The organism is Streptomyces sp. NPDC005438 (genome assembly GCF_040606315.1).
Lineage (GTDB): Bacteria > Actinomycetota > Actinomycetes > Streptomycetales > Streptomycetaceae > Streptomyces.
The window spans coordinates 174,784-194,776 of record NZ_JBEXEP010000009.1 but is presented as its reverse complement, the minus strand read 5'-3'; the positions used below and the strand labels follow the sequence as shown (position 1 = coordinate 194,776).

Genomic DNA, 19,993 nt, shown 5'->3' with positions numbered 1-19,993 from the left:
GTCAGGCCGCCTCGGGTACGGCGCTCAGCTCCCGCATCACCCTCAGCACCTCGGCCGGGGTGGGGTCCTGGACGGTGTGCCGCCGCCGGCCGTCCACCAGGAACAGGGCGCGGTCGGCCCAGGCGGCGGCCGAGGGGTCGTGGGTGACCATCACCACGGTCTGCCCGAGTTCGTCGGCCGAACGGCGGAGGAACCGCAGGAGGTCGGCGGACGCGTGGGAGTCGAGGTTGCCGGTGGGTTCGTCGGCGAACACCACCTCCGGGCGGGTCACCAACGCCCGGGCGCAGGCGACCCGTTGCTGCTGTCCGCCGGACAGCTGGGCGGGCCGGTGGTCCAGCCGCCCGGTCAGGCCCAGCAGTCCGACGAGTCGGGCCAGCCAGTCCGGGTCCGGCTCGGTACGGGCCAGTCCGCAGGGCAGCAGGATGTTCTCCCGGGCGGTGAGCGTGGGCAGCAGGTTGAACTGCTGGAAGACGAAGCCCAGCCGTTCCCGGCGCAACCGGGTCAGGGCGCGGTCCCCGAGGGCGCCCAGTTCGACGTCCCCGAGGTGGACCCGCCCGGAGGTGGGGCGGTCCAGGCCGGCCAGACAGTGCAGGAGGGTCGACTTGCCGGAGCCCGAGGGGCCCATCACGGCGGTGAACCCGCCCCGGTGGAAGGTGGCGTTCACCCCTCTCAGAGCGAGTACCCTCGCCTCTCCCTCGCCGTACGCCTTGGTCAGCTCCTCGGCTCGGGCGACCTGGTCGCCCTCGGTCGGGTGGACCCCGTTCATCTTCCGCCTCCGTCTCGTCCACGGTGGTCGCCGGCCGGTTGCCGGCGGCTGGGGCGGCCGTCACCGAAGGGGAGCCGGCCACCGCTCACGGGTACCGATGCTTCCTCCGGGCGGCCACCCTCCGTATCCACCGGACGACCGAGTGGGCCGGGGACGCGCCTCAGCCGAACGGCTGAGGCGGGTGCCGGGGGGAGGCCGTAGCGTTCCGGGACATGACCTCCCTGTTGCGACGTCCCCGCGATCCCCGGCTGGTGGTGCGGGTGGTCCTGTGCGGCCTGCTGGTTCCCCTGGTGGTCCTGGAGGCGTTCAACCCCCCGCTGTGGTCGATGAGGGTGGCGGTCGCCGTCTCCGGTCTGCTGTGCCTGGTGGCGCTGGCGGTGCCCCGGCGGCTGTTCGGCCGGTGGTCGGCCTGCGCGGTGGCGTGGTCCCTGGCGGTGACGGCGGTGCAGGCGCACCTGGCCGAGCGGCCGGAGAACACCCCGGGCATGGTCGAGTTGCTCGTCCTGATCGCGCTGGTCGTCCGCTCGGTGCGGATCGACCGCCTGGCCCGGGCCGGTGCACTGGTAGCGGGCGCCTCCCTGGCGGCCGGCTCCCTGCTGCTGCGGCTGGAGGAACGGAGCGAGGTGCTGGCCACCCTGCTCGTCGGGGTGGTCGCCGCGCTGCCCTTCGCGGTGCTGCTGGGCCTGTACCTACGGTTGAGGGACACCCTGCGGGCCCGCCAACGGCAGGCGGTGCTCCAGGCCCAACGGCTGGAGCACGCCCGGGACCTGCACGACTTCGTGGCCCACCACATCACCGCGATCGTGGCGAGGACCCGGGCCGCCCGGTACACGGCCGGCTCCGGTCGCGACCCGTCGCCCGAGGAACTGGACGGGATGCTGGACGAGATCGAGCGGGCCGGGGCGGAGGCCCTGGAGTCGATGCGGGCGATGGTCAGCGAACTGCGGGACTCCTCAACCCCGGCGGCCACCCGCCCACCCGGCGACCTGCGCCGGGTACGGGACCTGGTCGCCGACTTCACGGCGGCCTCCCCCACCGGCCCCCGGGTGGAACTCAGCCTCGACCCCCGGCTGCTGGAGCAGCCACCACCCCCCGAACTCAGCACCTCCGTCCACCGGTTGGTGCAGGAGGCGCTGACCAACGTACGGCGCCACGCCGCCGGGGCCCGCGCGGTCACGGTCCGGGTGGCGCGGGTGACCGGGGCGCCCGAACTGGAGGTGAACGTCACCGACGACGGTTCCCCGGCCCCCGTCCCGGAGTCGGCGGGTGGCGGGTACGGGCTGGTGGGGCTGACCGAACGAGTGGAGGAGCTGGGCGGTTCACTGCGGAGCGGCCCACTGCCCACCGGGGGTTGGCAGGTGCGGGCGGTACTGCCCTGGCGAAAGGCCGCGAGCTAGGGAGCCGTCGTTCGGATCACCGCGAGGCTCGCGTCTCCTGGCGCCGTGTTGGTGCCATGGCGGGCGCCCGGGCTCCTCCTCCACCTGGCGCTGTCCGCACGGCGCACGACACCGAACGCGGTCACCGACCTCCCAGCATCCGAACGACGGGAACCCTCGTGCCGTACGAGCCCGGTCGCGGCCACGGACACGGCGCCCACGCGCCCGTCCGGCTCCCCCCTCCACTGACACCCCTGGCGGCTGAGGCCGCGACGGTGCCCCCTGACAACATGAGCGCCATGACGATCCGCGTACTCCTCGCCGACGACCAGCAGATGGTCCGCGCCGCCTTCCGCATGATCCTGGAGTCCCAGCCGGACATGTGCGTGGTGGCCGAGGTCGCGGACGGCGTCTCGGCCGTGGAGCGGGCGCGTGAACTGCGGCCGGACGTGAGCCTGTTGGACATCCGTATGCCGGGCATCGACGGTCTGGAGGCCACCCGCCGGCTGGCCGGCCCCGAGGTGGCCGATCCCCTGCGGGTGCTGATCGCCACCACCTTCGACCTGGACGAGTACGTCTACCAGGCGCTGCGCGGCGGGGCCTGCGGCTTCCTCCTCAAGGACGGCGCCCCGGCGCTGCTGACCGAGGCGGTCCGCGCGGCGGCGGCCGGGGACGCGCTGATCTCCCCCTCGATCACGGTGCGCCTGCTGTCCCGGATGGCGGCCCAGGACGCCACCCCGGCCCCCACGCGCGGGAGGCGGGCCGGTCGGCGTACGGAACGTAACGAGGCCGGGCCGGGCCGGTCGGCCGAGCCACTGACCGGACGGGAGCTGGACATCGTCCGGTCGGTGGCCCGGGGACGTACCAACGAGGAGGTGGCCGCCGAGCTGTACGTCACCCTGTCCACCGTCAAGACCCATCTGGCCAACGTCCAGCGGAAGTTGGCGGTACGCAACCGGGTGGAGATCGCGGCCTGGGCCTGGCGGCACGGGGTGTGCGCCGATGATGCCGACGACGCCGAGGACGCCGACTGAGGGCACCCGCCCCGAGTCCGGGCCCGGGAAAGCCGGTCCACGGGCGGCGGAGGCTCAGCCCCACACCCCCTCGGCCAACGCCTGGCCCAACGACACCGCGCCCAGTCCGGCGACCACGCTGGCCACCACGTTGACGGCCGCGTAGAACCGCGCCCCGGACTCGGCCAGCCGCAGGGTCTCGTAGGAGAAGGTGGAGTAGGTGGTGAGCGCCCCGCACAGCCCCGTACCCCACAGCAACTGCGCCGAGTGGGACGCCGCCTGATGGCTGACCGCCCCGGTCAGCGCGCCCAGCACCAGGCAACCGGCGACGTTGACCGTGAGGGTGCCCCAGGGGAACACGGTGTCGTGGCGCCGTTGCACGGACAGGTCGGTCAGATAGCGCAGCGGCGCGCCGACGACGCCGCCGAGGAACACCAGCAGCCAGTTCACCGGCCCTCCCCCGCACCGCGTCCGGCGTACCGGATGACCTCGCAGTCGTCCAGCGTGACCAGCCCCTCGGAGACCAGCTCGTCAAGCTGCGGCAGGAAGGACCGCACCCTCTCCTCCTCGTCCACCACGACCACGGCGACCGGCATGTCCTCGCTGAGCGACAGCAGCCGCTGGGTGTGGACCAGCGAGGAGGCGCCGAAGCCCTCGATGCCCCGGAACACCGAGGCACCGGCCAGTCCCGCGTCGTGGGCGCGCCGCACGATCTCGGCGTACAGCGGCTTGTGGTGCCACTGGTCGTTCTCCCCCACGAGGACGGTCAGTCGTACCGCCCGTCCGGTCAGCCTCGTCATGATCGCCTCCATGCCAGGATCAGTCGGGTCACGCGGGTCCCGCCCCAGACCGCCAGCAGGGCCGTCAGGGGGGTCAGCGCCAGGTACGCCAAGGCCGGCCGGGCGTTACCGGCGTGGAGCTGCTCGGTGAGGTCGGCCGCGTAGGTGGAGAAGGTGGTGAAGCCGCCCAGCACCCCGACCCCGAAGAACGGCCGCACCAGCCGGTGTACGGGGCGCACCTCGGTGATGACGACCATGAACACCCCGATCACCGCGCAGCCGACCGCGTTGACCGCCCAGGTGGTCCAGGGGAAGGCGCCGGTGGGGGTGGGCCAGAGTACGGCGGCGGCGTAGCGGGCCGTGGCGCCGAGACCGCCGCCCAGGGCCACCACGGCCACCGGGGCCGCCTGCGCGCGCCAGGCCCGGCGCGGTGGGCGGGTGCGGGGGAAGGCCGGGCCGGTGGACCGGTCCACGGCCGGACGGGGGGCGTTCCGGGGCATGGGTCTCCTACTCGCCGGGCGCCCGCGACGGCGGGCGCGCTTCTGCGCAAGCAGGGACCGTTGGCGGCGCTGACGCCGCGGTTCGGGTACGGCGGGCCCCACCGCCGCGCGACCTCCCGGGGGTGGTCGCCACCGCCCAGGGTACCGACCGCCGGCCCGCGCCGCCCGTGGGGTGGGGCACCTCGGTGACGGTGCCGGCGGAGGCGGGGGAAGACCGAGTGACCGGGAATGTATCCGCTTTGTATGCCCGCCCCCTTGAATCGCCCGGTCACTCGTCAACAAGGGGAGAACCATGCGAAGACACCTCCGCCGGTCGCTGACCACCGCCGGCGTGGTCGCCGCGATCGCCGTGGCGACTCCGGTCGCCGTCGCGGGGCAGGGAAGCCCGTCCGACAACGGGGAGGACTCCGTGTCGGCCGCCGCCCGGCCCGCCTTCCGTATGCCCTTCGAGTGCGGGCAGAAGTGGCTCGGCAGCAACTGGAAGGGGCACAGCCCGGCGCACTCCATCGACTGGAACCACTACGACGCGGCGGGCAACCCGGACGACCTCGGCCGTCGGGTGTTCGCCAGCGCCAAGGGCGAGGTGCTGGCCTCCTACTACTCCACCGACACCGGCTACGGCAACACCATCGTGATCGGCCACGGCAACGGCTGGCAGACCCGCTACGCGCACCTGAAGACCCGCGCCGTGCAGAAGGGCGCCCAGGTCACCCGAGGTCAGCTGATCGGCAAGGTGGGCAAGTCCTCCGCCAAGTACGAGCTGTCCCCACACCTGCACTACGAGCAGATCCACAACGGCTCCACCGTGGTGTCCGTCGTCCAGGGCGTGACCTGGAAGGACTACACCAAGCAGTACCAGACCAGCAACAACCGCTGCTGACCCGCCCGTTGACGACCACCGCCGCCTCGCCGCCGGGGGCCGGTGGTGGTCGTCCGGGGCCCGCACGGGCCGACGACACCGGGCCGCACCACGGGGGACGTGAGGGGAACCCGGGTGGGGGCGCCCGATGGATCGGCTCGGGGGTGGGGGGAGTGGGGTGGGTACGGCGCCCGGTGCACGGGTGGATCCGTACCCACCCCACCGGACCGTCCAGCCGGCGCCCGGGGCTACTCGCTCCGGGGGAGCGGCGGCAGCGGCAACGGCAACCCCGGCAGGCCGTCGATACTGGTCGCGACGTGGTCCTTCTTCTGGAAGTAGGCGTCCAGGGACGCGTCGTCCTCCCGCGCGAAGCGCGAGGCGTGCAGGGGCCGGTCCCCGTCGTAGGTCATGAACGGCACCGCGAACCCACAGGTGTCACGGATCCTCTCGGCGTTCACCATGATGATCGCGCGCAGACCGTGCGGAGTGGGGTCGACGCCCGGGAAGTGCTCCAGCAGCCCGCTCCAGCGCGGGTCGTCGCGGAAGACCGGCTGGCCACGGCCGTGTACGCGCACGATGGTGGGCGGACCGTCGAAGGCGCACCACATCAGGGTGATGCGGCCGTTCTCGCGCAGATGGGCGATGGTCTCGGCGTTGCTGCCGGCGAAGTCGAGGTAGGCCACGGTGAGTTCGTCGATCACGGCGAAGGAGCCGGACACGCCCTTGGGCGAGAGGTTGACGGTGCCGTCGCCGTCCAGAGGCGCCGTCGCGGTGAAGAACATGTGCTGCGCCTCGATGAAGGCACGTAGTCTGCCGTCGATCCGCTCGTAGCTCTTTCCCATGGTGTCGAGTATGGCGGGCGGGCGCCCGCTCCTCAGGGGAAGAGGAAGAGGTCCCGGACCGGCGCCCCGACCTCCCGCCCCCCGCGAGCTCCGCCTGGGCGTCAGGGAACCCGCCACCCCACCCCGGAGCGACTCACCCCGGACCAGCGGCAACCCCACCCGCCAGATACGGCACCCCCGTCCCACCCGTACGAGACCGGGCAAGGGCACCCACCACGGCGCCGCCAAGCCCCCGTGCCGAACCCCGCGAGATCACCCGCCCCGGCACATCCGGGAACCCGCCACCCCACCACGCGCACGCCTCCCCCGGAGCGACTCCCCGACCGCCACCGGTCACGAACGGCTGACACACGACCCGGCGGCCCGCCCGCCCCTGCGGAACCCCACGAGGGCGCGCACACACTCCCGGCACGCGCGCCTCCCCCGGAGCGACTCACCCCGGACCAGCGGCAACCCCAGCCGCCAGGTACGGCACCCCCGTCCCACCCGTACGAGACCGGACGAGGGTGCCCACCACGGGAGGTGGGGCGGCCGTGTGCCTCAGGGGAGGGAGCGCAGCTTGGCGTCCACCAACTCGGCCTGCTCGGGCACCTCCAGCCGGCGCCAGGTGGACAGGGAACGGTGGAAGTAACGGCGCGCGGTCTGCTCCCTGCCGGTCTCCCGGTGCAGCTCGCCCAACAGACAGGCCACCCGTGCCTCGGCCCGGCGGTCGCCCAGCTGCCGTTGCACCGCGAGTGCCCCCACCAGCAGTGTGGAGGCCTCCCGGGCGTCGCCCTGGCGCAGACACAGTTCGCCGATGCTCTGCTGGACGTAGGCCGCGCAGTGGCTGTCGGCCAACTCGTCGAAGATGGCCAGGGCCCGCTCCAACTCGGCGCGGGCGCCCCGGGGTTCGCCGCGCAGCTCGTGCAGCACCGCGATCCGGCGGAGCACCTGGGCCTCCCGGTGGCGGTCGCCGACCTCCCGGGAGAGCCTCAGCGCGCTGTCCAGCCAGCCGCTGGCCGCCGCCGGGTCCTGGCGCTCCAGCCACACCGAGGCGATCGCGTTGTGGGCGACCGCCTCACCGTGCCGGTCCCCGGCCTCCGCGAAGCCCCGCAGGGCGTGGGTGAACACCTCCAGGGCGGCGTCCAGGTCGTCGATGACGCGGTACACCGAGCCGCCGCCCACCGAGGCCACGGCCTCCCCGGAGCGGTGGCCCAGCTGGGCGAACAGTTGCCGGGACCGTTCGAAGCAGCGGAGGGCGTCGGCGTAGCGGTCCTGGTAGAGGTGGAGTTGGCCGAGGTTGCGCAGCAGTGCCGCCGCCCGGGTGTCGGTGTGCTCGGGCATGGCGTCCAGCACCCGTTGGTGGGTGTGCAGCCAGTCCGCGTAGTAGCCGCGCATGTCGAAGAAGCCGGCCAGCTCCACCGCGAGGTCGGCGGCGGGTTCGACGGCGCCCAGGCGCAGCGCGGCGTCCACGGCCGCGACCAGCAGGCGCCGTTCGCTCTCGAACCACTCCACGGGGCGGGCCCGGACGGCCTCGGCGACGCGGGCGGCCGGGCCGGTGGGGGTGGCGGTCTCGCCGAGGACGCCGAGGAACCGTACGGGCATCGCGGAGTTGGCGAGGCGGGCCAGGGTGGTCTGGGCGTCCAGCAGTCGCAGTCGTTGGCGGGTGCGGCCTCCGGGGCTGTCCGCCTCGGCCAGTTCCCGGGCGTAGCAGCGCAGCAGGTCGTGCATCCGGTAGCGCTGGAGGCCCAGGGGGTCGGCGCCGACCGCCTCCACCAGGTGCTCGTCCAGCAGGGTCTCCAGGGCGCCGTCGTCGCCGTGGCCGGTGGCCACCGCCACGGCCCAGCCGGCCACCTCCTCCTCGGCCAGCTGGCCGAGGGTGCGGAAGGCCCGGGCGGCGGGTTCGGGCAGGTGGCGGTAGCTCAGTTCGGCGCTGGCGCGCACCTCCATCTCGCCGGTCTGCAACTGGTCCAACCGGCCGCGTTCGTCGTGCAGTTGGTCGGCCAGGGTGCCGGCGGTCCAGCCCGGGCGGTTGGCCAGTCGCGCCCCGGCGATGCGGACCGCGAGGGGCAGCGAGCCGCAGCCGGCCAGTACCCGGTCGACGTCGGCCTCCTCGGCCCGCAGCCGTTCGGGGCCGACGATGGCGCCGAACAGGGCGCGGGCCTCCTGGCGCCGCATCACACCCAGGGGTGTCTGGTACGCCGGCAGTCCGGGCAGCCGTCGGCGGGAGGAGACCAGTACCGCCGAGCCTCCAGTGCCGGGCAGCAGGGGCCGCACCTGGGAAACGCTGACGGCGTCGTCCAGCAGGATCAGGAACCGCCGCTGGGCCAGACGGGAACGGAACAGGGCGGCCCGCTCACCGACCTCGTCCGGTACGGCGCTGTCGATGACGCCGAGTGCCCGCAGCATCTCGGCCAGGACCGTGGCGGGCTCCCGGGGGTGGTCGCTGGTGCCGCCCAGGTCCACGAAGAGCTGACCGTCGGGGAAGGCCTCCCGCATCCGGTGCCCCACATGCACGGCGAGGGTGGACTTGCCCGAGCCCGGGGCGCCGGACACCACGGCCACCACCGGCTGTCGGCCGGCGGAGGCCAGCAGCTTCTCCAGGGCGGTGACCTCCTCGGTCCGGCCGGTGAAGTCGGGTACGTCCAGGGGCAGTTGGCACACCGGGGCCGTGGTCGGGGTGGTACGGCGGGGCCCGGGGCGTCCGCTGACCCGCTCCCCGGCGAGGCGCAGCGGGGCGCTGGGCTCGATGCCCAGTTCGCCGGCGAGCACCCGCTCGGCCTCCTCGTACGCCGACCGGGCCTCGGTGACCCGGCCGGTGTCGTGCAGGGCGTGCACCAGCATCCGCCACAGGTCCTCGCGCAGCGGGTCCTCTGCCAGTCGGGCGCGCAGCTCGGCGATCAGGGGCGCGTGGTCGCCGAGACGCAGCCGTACCTCCAGGCACTCGTCGACGGCCGCCGACCTCAGCTCCTCCATCCTGGTCACGGCCGGGTCCCACACCACGCTGGAGGGCACGTCCTGGAGTACCCCGCCGCGCCAGAGCGCGAGGGCGTCCTCGTAGCCGCGCAGGGCGGCCGGGGCGTCGTCGCGGTCGCGGTCCGCGCGGGCGCCGGACAGCCGCCGCTCGAACAGCAGGGTGTCGAGGTCGGCGGGGTGGACGTCCAGGGCGTACCCGGAGGACTCGGTGCGCAGACCCTCGGTGTTCACCCCGGCCGTGGACAGCGCCCGGCGCAGCGAGCGTACGTAGGTGCGGACGTTGGCGACCGCCGAGCGGGGCGCTCCCTGGGGCCACAGCACCTCGGTGAGCTGGTCGAGCGAGACGAACCCGCCCGGCTGCAACAGCAGGGTGGCCAGTACGGCCCTGGGTTTCGGTCCACCGAGGTGGACCGGGGTGCCGTCCACCCGTACCCGGAGTGGCCCCAGCACCCCGAACGTCGGCTCCCCCATGTCGCGTGCCTCCGCGAGAGTCGGAAAGTGCCGAGCAGCGTACCGGGGAGTACGGAGGGCGAACAGGGCCCCGGCCCGCTCCCCCGGGGGGCCTACGGAGATCGCTAAGGGCCCGACCGCCCCGGTGGGCGCCGGCGGCGTCGGCCCGGGCCCGGCGACCGCCCGGCCTGACGCGGCCCTCCCGGGGAGGTGGGCCGGCCGGTGGGTGCGGTGCGGAGCCGTGCCGGGACACCCCGCGAGGTCCCGCGCCGGCCGCACCCGCTGGGCGGTGGCGGCCGGCGCGGTCCGGGTCAGTGGAGCTTGAGCACCGGCCGGTACAGGTCGTACCAGGTGGCCAGGTCCAGGGCCCGTTCCAGACCGGCGCGCTGGCGGTGGGTCACCCGGGGACCCTCGGTGGTGGCCGCCTCCCGCAGGCGCCCGGTGTCGCACAGCTCCAGCACCGTGTGCCCGTCGGACAGCAGGTCGCGCACCTGCCCCTGGACGGCGGACAGGTAGGCCGGGTCGAAGCTGCCGGGGTAGCCGCTCTTCTTGCGGTCGGCGACCGAGGCGGGCAGCAGGTCGCGGGTGGCGGCGCGCAGGATGCTCTTCTCCCGCCCGTCGAAGGTCTTGAGGGACCAGGGGGTGTTGAACACGTACTGCACCAGCCGGTGGTCGCAGAACGGCACCCGCACCTCCAGTCCCACCGCCATGCTCATCCGGTCCTTGCGGTCCAGGAGGGACTGCACCATGCGGGTCAGGTGGAGGTAGCAGACCTGGCGCATCCGCTTCTCCAGTCCCTCCTCGCCGTCCTTGAGCGGGGCCTCGGCGACGGCGGTGCGGTAGCTGTCCCGGAGGAAGACCTCCAGGTCCAGCTGACGCACCACGTCGTCCCGCAGGGCGTCGCGCGGATGGATGGGCGAGTCACCGGACAGCCAGGGGAACTGGTCCTGTTCGCGCCGTGCGTCGTGGAACCAGGGGTAGCCGCCGAAGACCTCGTCGGCCGACTCCCCGGACAGGGCCACCGTGGACCGCTGGCGGACGGCGGCGAACAGCAGGTAGAGGGAGTTGTCCCGGTCCCCCAGTCCGGCCGGCACGTCCCGGGCGGCGACCGTGGCCCGGCGTACGGCGGGGTCGGCGAGCGCGGCCCCGTCCAGCACGATGTCCTGGTGGTCGCAGCCCAGGTGGTCCCGCACCGCGTGCACGTAGGGGGTGTCCTGGGTGGGGCTGACGTCCATGGCCTGGAAGTTCTCGGCCTGGTCGGGGAAGTCGACGGCGAAGCTGCGCACCACCTCGCCCCGGTCCGCGAGGTGCCGGGCGGCCAGGGCGGTCATGGCCGAGGAGTCCAGGCCCCCGGACAGCAGGGAGCAGCGGGGTACGTCGGAGATCAGCTGGCGGGCGATGATGTCCTCCAGCAGCTCCCGTACGTGGGCCACGGTGGTGTCCCGGTCGTCCAGGTGCTCGGTGGCCTCCAGTCGCCAGTAGGCCCTCTCCCGCAGTCCGTCCCGGTCCAGTACGGCCAGGTGGCCGGGGGGCAGTTCGCGCATCCCCTGCCAGACGGCCTCTCCGGGGGTCTTGGCGAAGGCGAACAGTTGGCGCAGTCCGTCCGGGCCCACCACCGGCTGGGTCAGGGGGTTGGCGAGCAGCGCCTTGGGTTCGGAGCCGAACAGCAGCCCGTCGTCGGTCTGGTGGTAGTAGAACGGCTTGATGCCCATGCGGTCGCGGACCATGACCAGCCGCTCCCGGCGGGCGTCCCAGATGGCCAGGGCGTACATGCCGTTCAGCCGGTCGACCAGGGCCTCCTCCCACTCCAGGTAGCCGCGCAGGACCACCTCGGTGTCGGAGTCGGTGGTGAAGCGGTGACCGCGTCGGCGGAGTTCGTCGCGCAGTTCGCGGTAGTTGTACGCCTCGCCGGAGTAGACCATGGCCACGGCGCCCTGCTCGGTGGTCACCTCCATCGGCTGGGTGCCGCCGGGCAGGTCGATCACGGCCAGCCGGCGGTGGCCCAGGGCGGCACGGGAGGACACCCAGGTGCCCTCGTCGTCCGGGCCCCGGCAGGACATGGTGCGGGTCATGGCGTCGACGGTCGGTTGGTGGGCGGTCAGGTCGCGGTGGTAGGCCACCCATCCGGTGATGCCACACATGAGGCGTCCCTCCTCAGATAGATGTAGGGCACACCCTTATTTCTGTGTCCACTCAACTCCCGTACGTAGCAACGGAGTTGGGTGGTGTTTCTCACCGGTAAATTCCTGTTAAGGCCCGGTTACGGCACCACCCGCCAGCCCACCTGCGCGAGCGTCCCCCACGAGCCGGAACCCCCGACACGGCCTTGGGCTCCGCTTGGCCCACTCTTGGCACGGCCGAGACCCGAGCGAACCGAGCAACTTACGCGCCCCGGGCACCCGCACGGGAGACCCACAGCTCGACCCCGCGGACTGGAACCGCGAGCCCCACTCCCCCGACGCTCCCCGCGCCCGTAGGGCCGTCACAAGGGGTTCACGCGCCAACGGCCGGGAGCCACACATGGCCGGTCGACCGTACAACCTCCCACGGACCACGAGGGCGGCCCGCCCCGCCGTCGAGACCGCATCCACTCCCCGCCCCCTGCGGGGATGACCCCGGCGATCAGCTCGTACGCCGCCAACTCGTCACATGTTCCCTGCCCACGCGGGGACCGACTGGGCCCGTCCCTTAACCTCGGAGCGGAAGAGCGAGCCCGCCACGGAGGACGGAAATGTCCGTTTCTTGGAAAGTTGCTTGGCCGACCAGTCTGCCGGCATAAACTCGCAGGTCAGCAAGACTGCTCCCCGCGCACGCGGGGATGGTCCCGCGGTGTTGGCGGCGGACATGACGGCGGAGACCTGCTCCCCGCGCACGCGGGGATGGTCCCGACACATGAGGTGCCGGGCGCCTTGACCGTGGCTGCTCCCCGCGCACGCGGGGATGGTCCCGAGTCTCCGGCCCTTGATCCACGAACCGTTGGCTGCTCCCCGCGCACGCGGGGATAGTCCCCCGGGCTTCTTCCCGCCCTTGCCCTTCCGGGCCTGCTCCCCGCGCACGCGGGGATGGTCCCCGCACCCCGAACAGACCGCACTACCCCAGGAGCTGCTCCCCGCGCACGCGGGGATGGTCCCGCGGCGCAGATGCTGAGAATCTGGAGTGCTGTCTGCTCCCCACGCACGCGGGGATGGTCCCTACCAGTTCCTCGCCACCATCACCCCGGCGGACTGCTCCCCGCGCACGCGGAGATGGTCCCGCCCTGCTGCCGTAGCGCCACACATGGGCGGCCTGCTCCCCGCGCACGCGGGGATGGCCCCCTGGCACGAGCCCACCCTGGGCCTCCCCCGCCACTCCCCCGTACGACACCCAGGCCCCACACAGGAAACTCACAGCCTGATCCCGCAGGCTGGGACCATGAGCCCCGCTCCCCCCGACACGCCCCGGGTCCTGGTCGTCGACGACGAGCCCTCGATCACCGAACTGCTCTCCATGGCCCTGCGCTACGAGGGCTGGCAGGTGCGCGCCGAGGGCGACGGGACCGCCGCCCTGCGTACCGCCCGCCAGTGGAGGCCGCAGGTGGTGGTGCTCGACGTGATGCTCCCCGACATGGACGGGCTGAGCGTGCTCCACCGGCTGCGCCAGGACCTCCCGGAGATCCCCGTGCTGTTCCTCACCGCCAGGGACGCCGTGGAGGACCGCATCGCCGGGCTCACCGCCGGCGGGGACGACTACGTCACCAAACCCTTCAGCCTGGAGGAGGTGGTGGCCCGGCTACGCGGCCTGCTGCGCAGGTCCGGCGGACTGGGCGCACCGCGTGGTGACTCGGTGCTGGTGGTCGGCGACCTCAGCCTGGACGAGGACAGCCACGAGGTGCGCCGAGGCGACACCGAGATCCATCTGACCGCCACCGAGTTCGAACTGCTGCGGTACCTGATGCGCAACCCGCGCCGGGTGCTCAGCAAGGCCCAGATCCTCGACCGGGTGTGGAGCTACGACTTCGGCGGTCAGGCCAACATCGTCGAGCTGTACGTCTCCTACCTGCGGCGCAAGATCGACTCCGTGGGCCCGGCGATGATCCACACCCGTCGGGGCGCGGGCTATGTGCTCAAGGCCGCCGACCCCGTACCCCACGAGGAGGAGGGGTGAGCGGACACCCCCCGGAGGTGGGCCCGGCGAGCGCCGAAGGCGCCGACGACACGGGCGGGCCCCCGGCCCGTCGGCCCCGACGGCTCGGGCGGCTGTCCCTCCAACGTCAACTGGTGCTGTCGGCCGTCGGGTTGATCGCCGTGGTGTGCTCGGTCATCGCCGTGGTGACCATCCTGGTCCTCCAGTCCAACCTCCGCGAACGGCTCGACGCCGACCTGCGCGCCTCGGTGCAGCGCTCCCTGGGCCCGGTGAACGCGCCCCACCGTACGAGCGGGGACGACATCCGGTTCGTGGCACTGCCCGGCCAGCCGATCGGCACCGTGGGTGCCCGGCTGGACGAGGACGGGGAGATCCGCCGGGCGGTCCGCAGCACCGGTACCGGTGGACCCAACGCCCGCCTGGACCAGCGGGTCGAGGACCTCGACCGGGACCAGCGGGCCGCCCTGGCCCGGGTCACCCGCGACGGCAGGCCGCACAGCGTGGACCTTCCCGGGCTGGGTTCCTACCGCGTCCAGTCCTCACCCCCGGGCTGGCCCGCCTCCGATCCGCCCAACGGCCCGCGCGAGCCCAGCCCGCGGGAGACCTCACAGCGCCAGGAGCCCAGCCCCCTGCTGGTGGCGCTCCCGGAGGCGGAGTACCAGCGCACCATCACCACCCTGCTGGTCACCGAACTGTGTGTCACCGCGGCCGGTCTGATCGCGGCGGTGATCGCCGGCAGTGCCCTGGTGCGGGTGGCGCTGCGTCCGCTGCACCGGGTCGCGTCCACCGCCACCCGGGTCTCCCAACTGCGGCTCCACCACGGGGAGGTGGAGATCCGGGAACGCGTACCGGAGACCGACACCGACCCGCGCACCGAGGTCGGCCAGGTGGGTGGGGCCCTCAACCGGCTGCTGGGACACGTGAGTTCGGCGTTGAGCGCGCGGCAGGCGAGCGAGACCCGGGTACGGCGGTTCGTGGCCGACGCCAGCCACGAGCTGCGTACCCCGCTGGCCTCCATCCGGGGGTACGCGGAGCTGACCCGTCGGGCGCCCGAGCACGCCGACAGTGCCGACACCCGGTACGCCCTGGGCCGTATCGAGGCGGAGGCCCGACGGATGACGGTGCTGGTGGAGGACCTGCTGTCGCTGGCCCGGCTGGACAACGGCAGGCCCCAGGAGTACTCCGAGGTCGACCTCTCGGTGATGCTCAGCGACGGCGTCAACGACGCCCGGGCCGCCAGCCCGGGACACCGGTGGCGGTTGCAGATGCCGGCCGAGCCGGTGTGCGTGTGGGGCGAACGCTCCGGGCTCCACCAGGTGTTCGGCAACCTGCTCGCCAACGCCCGCGTCCACACCCCCGAGGGCACCACCGTCACCACCCGTATCCTCCGCCCCGACCCGGACTCCGAACCGGACCGCGTACGGGTCGAGATCGAGGACGACGGCCCCGGGGTACCGCCGGAGGCCCTGCCCCACATCTTCGAACGGTTCGTCCGGGGGGACCCCTCACGCGCCCGGTCCCAGGGCCAGTCCCAGGGCGGTACCGGTCTGGGACTGGCCCTGGTCAAGGCCGTGGTGGAGGGCCATCAGGGGCGGGTGGAGGTACGGTCCGCCCCCGGGCGCACGGTCTTCACCGTGGACCTGCCGGTCACCCCCACCCCGGAGGACGAACCCGCCCCCGGGTCACCGGAGTAGCCCGCCCTCGGGTGCCCCGGCCGGCGCGAGGGGCCCACTCACGGCCTCCTGTCCCCCAGCCGTCCGGCCACCACCTCCGACAGCAGCCCCGCCGCCACCTCCGCCCCGTCGGTACGGAGCGCGCCGGCCGTCGAGGTGGCCCGGGCCGCGACCCCAGGCTCCAGGGCACGGGTGAGCGCGGCCGACAGGGAGTCCGCCGTCGGTACGGGACCGTCGTGTGCGGCGCCGAGGCCCAGTTCGACCACCCGCCCCGCCCAGTACGGCTGGTCCGTCGCCTGGGGTACCACCACCTGGGGCACCCCGGCCCGGGCGGCCGTCCTCGTCGTACCCGCGCCCCCGTGGTGCACCACGGCCGCCACCCGGCCGAACAGCGCCTGGTGGTTGACCTCCCCGACGACCAGGTGGTCGTCCCCGTGATCGACCAGGCCCAGGTCGGCCCACCCCCGGCCCAGGACCAGCCGGCGCCCCACCGTGTGGGCCGCCTCCACGGCCACCTGGGCGAGGTCTCTCGCCCGGTGCAGGGGCATACTGCCGAAACCGACGTACACCGGGGGCCGCCCGGCCTCCAGGAAGGCCGACACCTCGGCGGGCAGCGGCCGTTCGTCCGGCACGGTCCACGCGCCGGTCTGTACGACGTCCAGCCAGGACGTGGGACGCCAGGGGTCCAGGACCGGGTCCGTGGCCAGCCAGGGGCACCCGCCGACGGCGCCTACGCCGTAATCGCGTACCCGCTCCACGGCCGGCAGCCCGTGCCGTGTCCGGGCGGAGTTGAGGGCCTCGCCGAACAGGGCGTCCGCGCTGCGCGCATCCAGCTCCCACAGCTCACCGGGGTCGGTCACCCCCGGCGGAAACGGCCGGCCCGGGTAGGCCAACGGCGAGCGGTACGGCGAAGGCAGGGTCAGCTGCTGAAAGGTCGCGGACACCGCGCGGACGCCCAGGAGTTCGGCCACCGACAGGGCTCCGGCCGCGGCCGGCAGCATCCCGGTCGCCACCACCACGTCGCACCCCTCGGCCGCCGCGCCGACCACCTCGAACTGTTCGGCGATCAGCGCCGCCGCCACCTCGGGCAGCGACGACGGGGATGACGGCGCGGCCGTCAGGTCCCGTGCCGACGGGCCGACCGGGACCCACGGCACCCCGATGTCGGACAGGCGCCCCGCGAAGTCCTCGTCCCGGGGCGCGCACACCCGCGTCTCGGCGCCGCGTGCGCGCAGCACCTCCGCCAGCCCCACCAGGGGTTCCACATCCCCCCGTGACCCGTAGGTCGACAACACCACACGCATCAGGCCGCTCCCCGTTCTCCGTGACTCACGGTTCCGGCCGGTGATTCTGCGCCATGATCCGGGTCTTGCCACAAGGCCCCCCACGCGCTATACGTTGAGAACGGAGAGAGGCGGATGACCTCGCTCTTTCCCCTCCCGGGCCCGGAGCCCGGCCCCTTCTCCTCTCCCGGTTCCCCTCCCTGTTCCGCCGCGTCGTCCGCGTTGCCTGGCGCCGTTGCCGGGCGCCCCGTCCACCTCGCGGTCGCGGCCGGACGGGGACACGCGCGGGCCGACACCGGCCGAACCGAGGGCGGTCGCCCACTCACAGCCGGCGCACAGGTGACGCACACCCTGGTGACAGGCCCGACGATCACCGTGGGCGTCATGCGAAGCGAACCTCTGACCACCACAGTCGCGGAGCCCGACCTCCGCCCCCCGGCACCGGACGGCACCGCCCCGTTCACCGGCCGGTCACCCGAGGAGACCCTTCCCGCGCGGAAGCCCCTCAGCGTTCCCGCCGACGGCCCCCTGCTGGAGGTGGTCGTCCCGGTCTACAACGAGGAGGCCGCCCTGGAGCACTCGGTGCTCCGGCTGTGCGCGTACCTGGAGGAGACCTTCCCGTACGCCTACCGCGTGGTGATCGCCGACAACGCCAGTACGGACGACACCCCCCGGATCGCCCGCCGGCTGGCGCGCGAGAGGGAGCCGGTCCACTCCGTACGGCTGGACCGCAAGGGGCGGGGGTACGCGCTCCGCACCGTCTGGGCCGACTCCTCGGCACCGGTCCGCGCCTACATGGACGTCGACCTGTCCACCGACCTCAACGCCCTGCTCCCCCTGGTCGCGCCCCTGGTGTCCGGTCACTCCGACCTGGCCATCGGCTCACGGCTGGCCGGCGGGTCGCGGGTGGTGCGCGGTCCCAAGCGGGAGCTGATCTCACGCGGGTACAACCTGCTGCTGAAGGGCTTCCTGTCCGCCCGGTTCTCCGACGCCCAGTGCGGGTTCAAGGCCATCCGGGGCGACGTGGCGGACCGGCTGCTGCCCCTGGTCAAGGACAGCGGCTGGTTCTTCGACACCGAGCTGCTGGTCCTGGCCGAACGCGCCGGACTACGGGTCCACGAGGTCCCGGTCGACTGGGTCGACGACCCCGACAGCAAGGTCGCCCTCTGGCACACCGCCGTGGAGGACCTGCGCGGGGTGTGGCGGGTGGGCCGCGCCCTGGCCTCCGGCGCCCTGCCGATGGGGCGACTGCGCCGCCCGTTCGGCGACGACCCCCGGGACCGTGCACTGAGCCGGGTGCCGCACGGACTCGCCCGGCAGGTGCTGAGCTTCTGCGCGATCGGGGTGGTCAGCACCCTGCTGTACCTCAGCCTGTACGCCCTGATCCGGCCGCACGCCGGCGCCCAGGTCTCCAACGCCTGCGCCCTGGTGCTCTCCACCCTGGCCAACACGGCGGCCAACCGGCGGCTCACCTTCCGGGTCCGGGGACGTACCGGAGCGGTACGCCACCAGGCGCAGGGGTTGGCGATCTTCGCCTTCGGGCTGGCACTCACCAGCGGCTCCCTGCTGGCCCTGCACCTGGCGGTACCGGAGGCGGCACGCGGTACGGAGCTGATGGTGCTGGTCGCCGCCAACCTCGCCGCCACCCTGCTGCGGTTCCTGCTGTTCCGCCTGTGGGTGTTCGCCTCGGACACCCCGTCACCGCGCCCGCCCACCCCGGCCGCGCCACCGAAGTCGCCGGCCACCACACCGACCACGCCTTCCAGGGAACGGACCCCACGATGACCAGTACCCACCTCGCCCCCGACGCCGCCGGGCCCGGACCGGGCCAGGACGGTACGCCCCCGCCGGGGCCGCCGCCGCAGCCCGGCCACCGCGCGCCCCGCGTCCGGCCACGGGCCGAATGGCCCGCGCTGGCCGCCCTGTTGGCGGTCACCGCCGTACTGCTGCTGTGGAACCTCAGCGCCTCCGGCTACGCCAACTCCTTCTACTCGGCCGCCGCCCAGGCGGGCGCGCAGAGCTGGAAGGCCTTCCTGTTCGGCTCCTTCGACGCGGCCAACGCCATCACCGTGGACAAGCCACCGGCCGCGCTGTGGCCGATGGCGCTGTCGGTGCGCCTGTTCGGCCTGGGTTCCTGGCAACTCCTCGTCCCCCAGGCGCTGATGGGCGTCGGTACGGTGGCGGTGCTGTACTTCGCGGTACGCCGCCGGGCCGGAGTCGGCGCCGGACTGCTGGCCGGGGCCCTGATGGCGCTGACCCCGGTGGCCGCCCTGATGTTCCGCTTCAACAACCCCGACGCCCTGCTGTGCCTGCTGACCGTCTCAGCCCTGGCCTGCTTCCTGCGGGCCCTGGAGAAGGGGCGCACCCGCTGGCTGGTGGCCGCCGGGGCCCTGCTCGGGGTGGCGTTCCTCGCCAAGGCCCTCCAGGCCTGGCTGGTGGTGCCCGTACTGGCCGGCGTCTACCTGGCCTGCGCGCCCACCCGCCCCTGGCGCCGGGTGGTCCAACTGCTGTGGGCGGGCGCCGCGTTGGTGGCCTCCTGCGGCTGGTGGATCGCGCTGATCGAACTCTGGCCGGAGGACTCCCGCCCCTACGTCGGCGGCTCCCAGCACAACAGCTTCCTGGAACTGACCTTCGCCTACAACGGCCTCGGACGGCTCACCGGAGACGAGCCGGGCAGCGTGGGCGGCGGCCCCGGAGGGGGCTGGGGCCAGACCGGGGTGGGCCGGCTGTTCGAGGGCGCCCTGGGGGGACAGATCGCCTGGCTGCTGCCGGCCGCCGTACTGCTGCTGGTGGCCGGACTGGTGGTCACCCGCAGTGCCTCGCGCACCGACCCGGACCGTGCCGCGCTCCTCACCTGGGGCGGGGCGCTGGTGATCACCTCGGTGACCTTCAGCCTGATGTCCGGCATCTTCCACGAGTACTACACCGTCGCCCTCGCCCCGTACATCGCCGCCGTGGTCGCCCTCGGCACCTCGCTGCTGTGGTCGCGGCGCCAACACCCGGCCGCCCGTGGGGCGTTGGCCGCCGCGCTGGCCGTGACCTCGGTGTGGTCCTTCGTCCTGCTGGGGCGGTACGGCGACTGGTACCCGGCACTGCGCTGGACCGTCCTGGTGGCCGGCCTGGCCTCGGCCGCCGCCCTGCTGGTGGTGGGCCGGGCGACCTCGGGTACGGCCGGCCGGCTGGCCCTGGTCACCGCCGCCGTGGGGGTGGCCGCCGCCCTGGCCGCGCCCCTGGGGGTCACCCTCAACACCGTGGACACCCCGCACAGCGGCTCCATCGTCACCGCCGGCCCGACGGTCACCTCGGGGGCGGGCGGCTTCCCGGGCCGGGGCCGGGGCGGGCAACCCCCCGGCGGACAGGGGCCGCCCCAGCAGG

15 protein-coding genes and 1 CRISPR repeat array are annotated in these 19,993 nt (G+C 73.6%); of the genes, 7 read left to right on the top strand and 8 right to left on the bottom strand.

The genetic code is table 11. The annotated features are described in order from the left end of the window. Position 1: 1 nt before the first annotated feature. A complete protein-coding gene (locus tag ABZT14_RS20105) occupies positions 2 to 766 on the bottom strand; it encodes an ABC transporter ATP-binding protein (RefSeq protein WP_356304582.1) in 765 nt (254 codons plus the stop codon). A gap of 212 nt (positions 767 to 978) precedes the next feature. Here ABZT14_RS20105 and ABZT14_RS20100 point away from each other — a divergent pair, with 212 nt between their 5' ends. Then, positions 979 to 2,163: a histidine kinase gene (locus tag ABZT14_RS20100; protein ID WP_356304579.1), complete on the top strand. Its 1,185-nt coding sequence runs from the start codon at positions 979 to 981 to the stop codon at positions 2,161 to 2,163. Positions 2,164 to 2,432: 269 nt separating this feature from the next. Then, positions 2,433 to 3,176, top strand: coding sequence for a response regulator transcription factor (locus ABZT14_RS20095; protein ID WP_356304576.1), 744 nt, complete (start codon positions 2,433 to 2,435; stop codon positions 3,174 to 3,176). A 54-nt stretch (positions 3,177 to 3,230) separates the two neighbouring features. On the opposite strand, the gene crcB is transcribed toward ABZT14_RS20095, so the two are convergent. The 3 genes from crcB to ABZT14_RS20080 are packed head-to-tail and all read right to left on the bottom strand — an operon-like array spanning position 3,231 to position 4,434. After that, entirely contained in the window at positions 3,231 to 3,605 is a 375-nt protein-coding gene (gene crcB, locus ABZT14_RS20090; RefSeq protein ID WP_356304573.1) for a fluoride efflux transporter CrcB, read from the bottom strand. Next, entirely contained in the window at positions 3,602 to 3,955 is a 354-nt protein-coding gene (locus ABZT14_RS20085) for a DUF190 domain-containing protein (RefSeq protein WP_356304570.1), read from the bottom strand. Before ABZT14_RS20085 ends, crcB begins: the two co-directional genes overlap by 4 nt. Continuing rightward, positions 3,952 to 4,434 carry a CrcB family protein gene (locus tag ABZT14_RS20080; protein WP_356304567.1) on the bottom strand — a complete coding sequence of 161 codons (483 nt, stop codon included), beginning with the start codon at positions 4,432 to 4,434 and terminating at the stop codon, positions 3,952 to 3,954. The genes ABZT14_RS20085 and ABZT14_RS20080 overlap by 4 nt, the downstream gene beginning before the upstream one ends. 292 nt (positions 4,435 to 4,726) lie before the next feature. On the opposite strand from ABZT14_RS20080, the gene ABZT14_RS20075 reads away from it, so the two are divergent. Further along, a complete protein-coding gene (locus ABZT14_RS20075; RefSeq protein ID WP_356304564.1) occupies positions 4,727 to 5,314 on the top strand; it encodes a M23 family metallopeptidase in 588 nt (195 codons plus the stop codon). Positions 5,315 to 5,541: 227 nt separating this feature from the next. Here the strand turns inward: ABZT14_RS20075 and ABZT14_RS20070 are convergent, their stop codons facing one another. From ABZT14_RS20070 to asnB, 3 genes are all read right to left on the bottom strand, one after another. Continuing rightward, positions 5,542 to 6,135: a pyridoxamine 5'-phosphate oxidase family protein gene (locus ABZT14_RS20070; RefSeq protein WP_356304561.1), complete on the bottom strand. Its 594-nt coding sequence runs from the start codon at positions 6,133 to 6,135 to the stop codon at positions 5,542 to 5,544. Positions 6,136 to 6,675: 540 nt separating this feature from the next. Continuing rightward, entirely contained in the window at positions 6,676 to 9,561 is a 2,886-nt protein-coding gene (locus ABZT14_RS20065; protein ID WP_356304558.1) for a BTAD domain-containing putative transcriptional regulator, read from the bottom strand. 290 nt (positions 9,562 to 9,851) lie between these two features. Further along, positions 9,852 to 11,681 carry an asparagine synthase (glutamine-hydrolyzing) gene (gene asnB / locus ABZT14_RS20060; protein ID WP_356304555.1) on the bottom strand — a complete coding sequence of 610 codons (1,830 nt, stop codon included), beginning with the start codon at positions 11,679 to 11,681 and terminating at the stop codon, positions 9,852 to 9,854. A 656-nt stretch (positions 11,682 to 12,337) separates the two neighbouring features. After that, a CRISPR array of direct repeats spans positions 12,338 to 12,854; the repeat unit is 29 nt; unit sequence CTGCTCCCCGCGCACGCGGGGATGGTCCC. Positions 12,855 to 12,951: 97 nt separating this feature from the next. Between asnB and ABZT14_RS20055 the strand changes: the two genes are divergently transcribed. Together ABZT14_RS20055 and ABZT14_RS20050 are read left to right on the top strand one after the other, a co-directional pair. Further along, positions 12,952 to 13,683 (top strand): response regulator transcription factor, encoded by a 732-nt coding sequence (locus tag ABZT14_RS20055; RefSeq protein WP_356304551.1) that lies wholly within the window; start codon positions 12,952 to 12,954, stop codon positions 13,681 to 13,683. After that, positions 13,680 to 15,356: an ATP-binding protein gene (locus tag ABZT14_RS20050; RefSeq protein WP_356304548.1), complete on the top strand. Its 1,677-nt coding sequence runs from the start codon at positions 13,680 to 13,682 to the stop codon at positions 15,354 to 15,356. The genes ABZT14_RS20055 and ABZT14_RS20050 overlap by 4 nt, the downstream gene beginning before the upstream one ends. A gap of 38 nt (positions 15,357 to 15,394) precedes the next feature. On the opposite strand, the gene ABZT14_RS20045 is transcribed toward ABZT14_RS20050, so the two are convergent. Then, positions 15,395 to 16,639, bottom strand: a complete 1,245-nt coding sequence (locus ABZT14_RS20045; RefSeq protein WP_356304546.1) for a glycosyltransferase — start codon at positions 16,637 to 16,639, stop codon at positions 15,395 to 15,397. Positions 16,640 to 17,002: 363 nt separating this feature from the next. Here ABZT14_RS20045 and ABZT14_RS20040 point away from each other — a divergent pair, with 363 nt between their 5' ends. After that, a complete protein-coding gene (locus tag ABZT14_RS20040) occupies positions 17,003 to 18,403 on the top strand; it encodes a bifunctional glycosyltransferase family 2/GtrA family protein (protein WP_356304543.1) in 1,401 nt (466 codons plus the stop codon). After that, positions 18,400 to 19,993: glycosyltransferase family 39 protein (locus ABZT14_RS20035; protein WP_356304540.1), on the top strand; the 1,594-nt coding region annotated here is incomplete at its 3' end. The genes ABZT14_RS20040 and ABZT14_RS20035, both read left to right, overlap by 4 nt.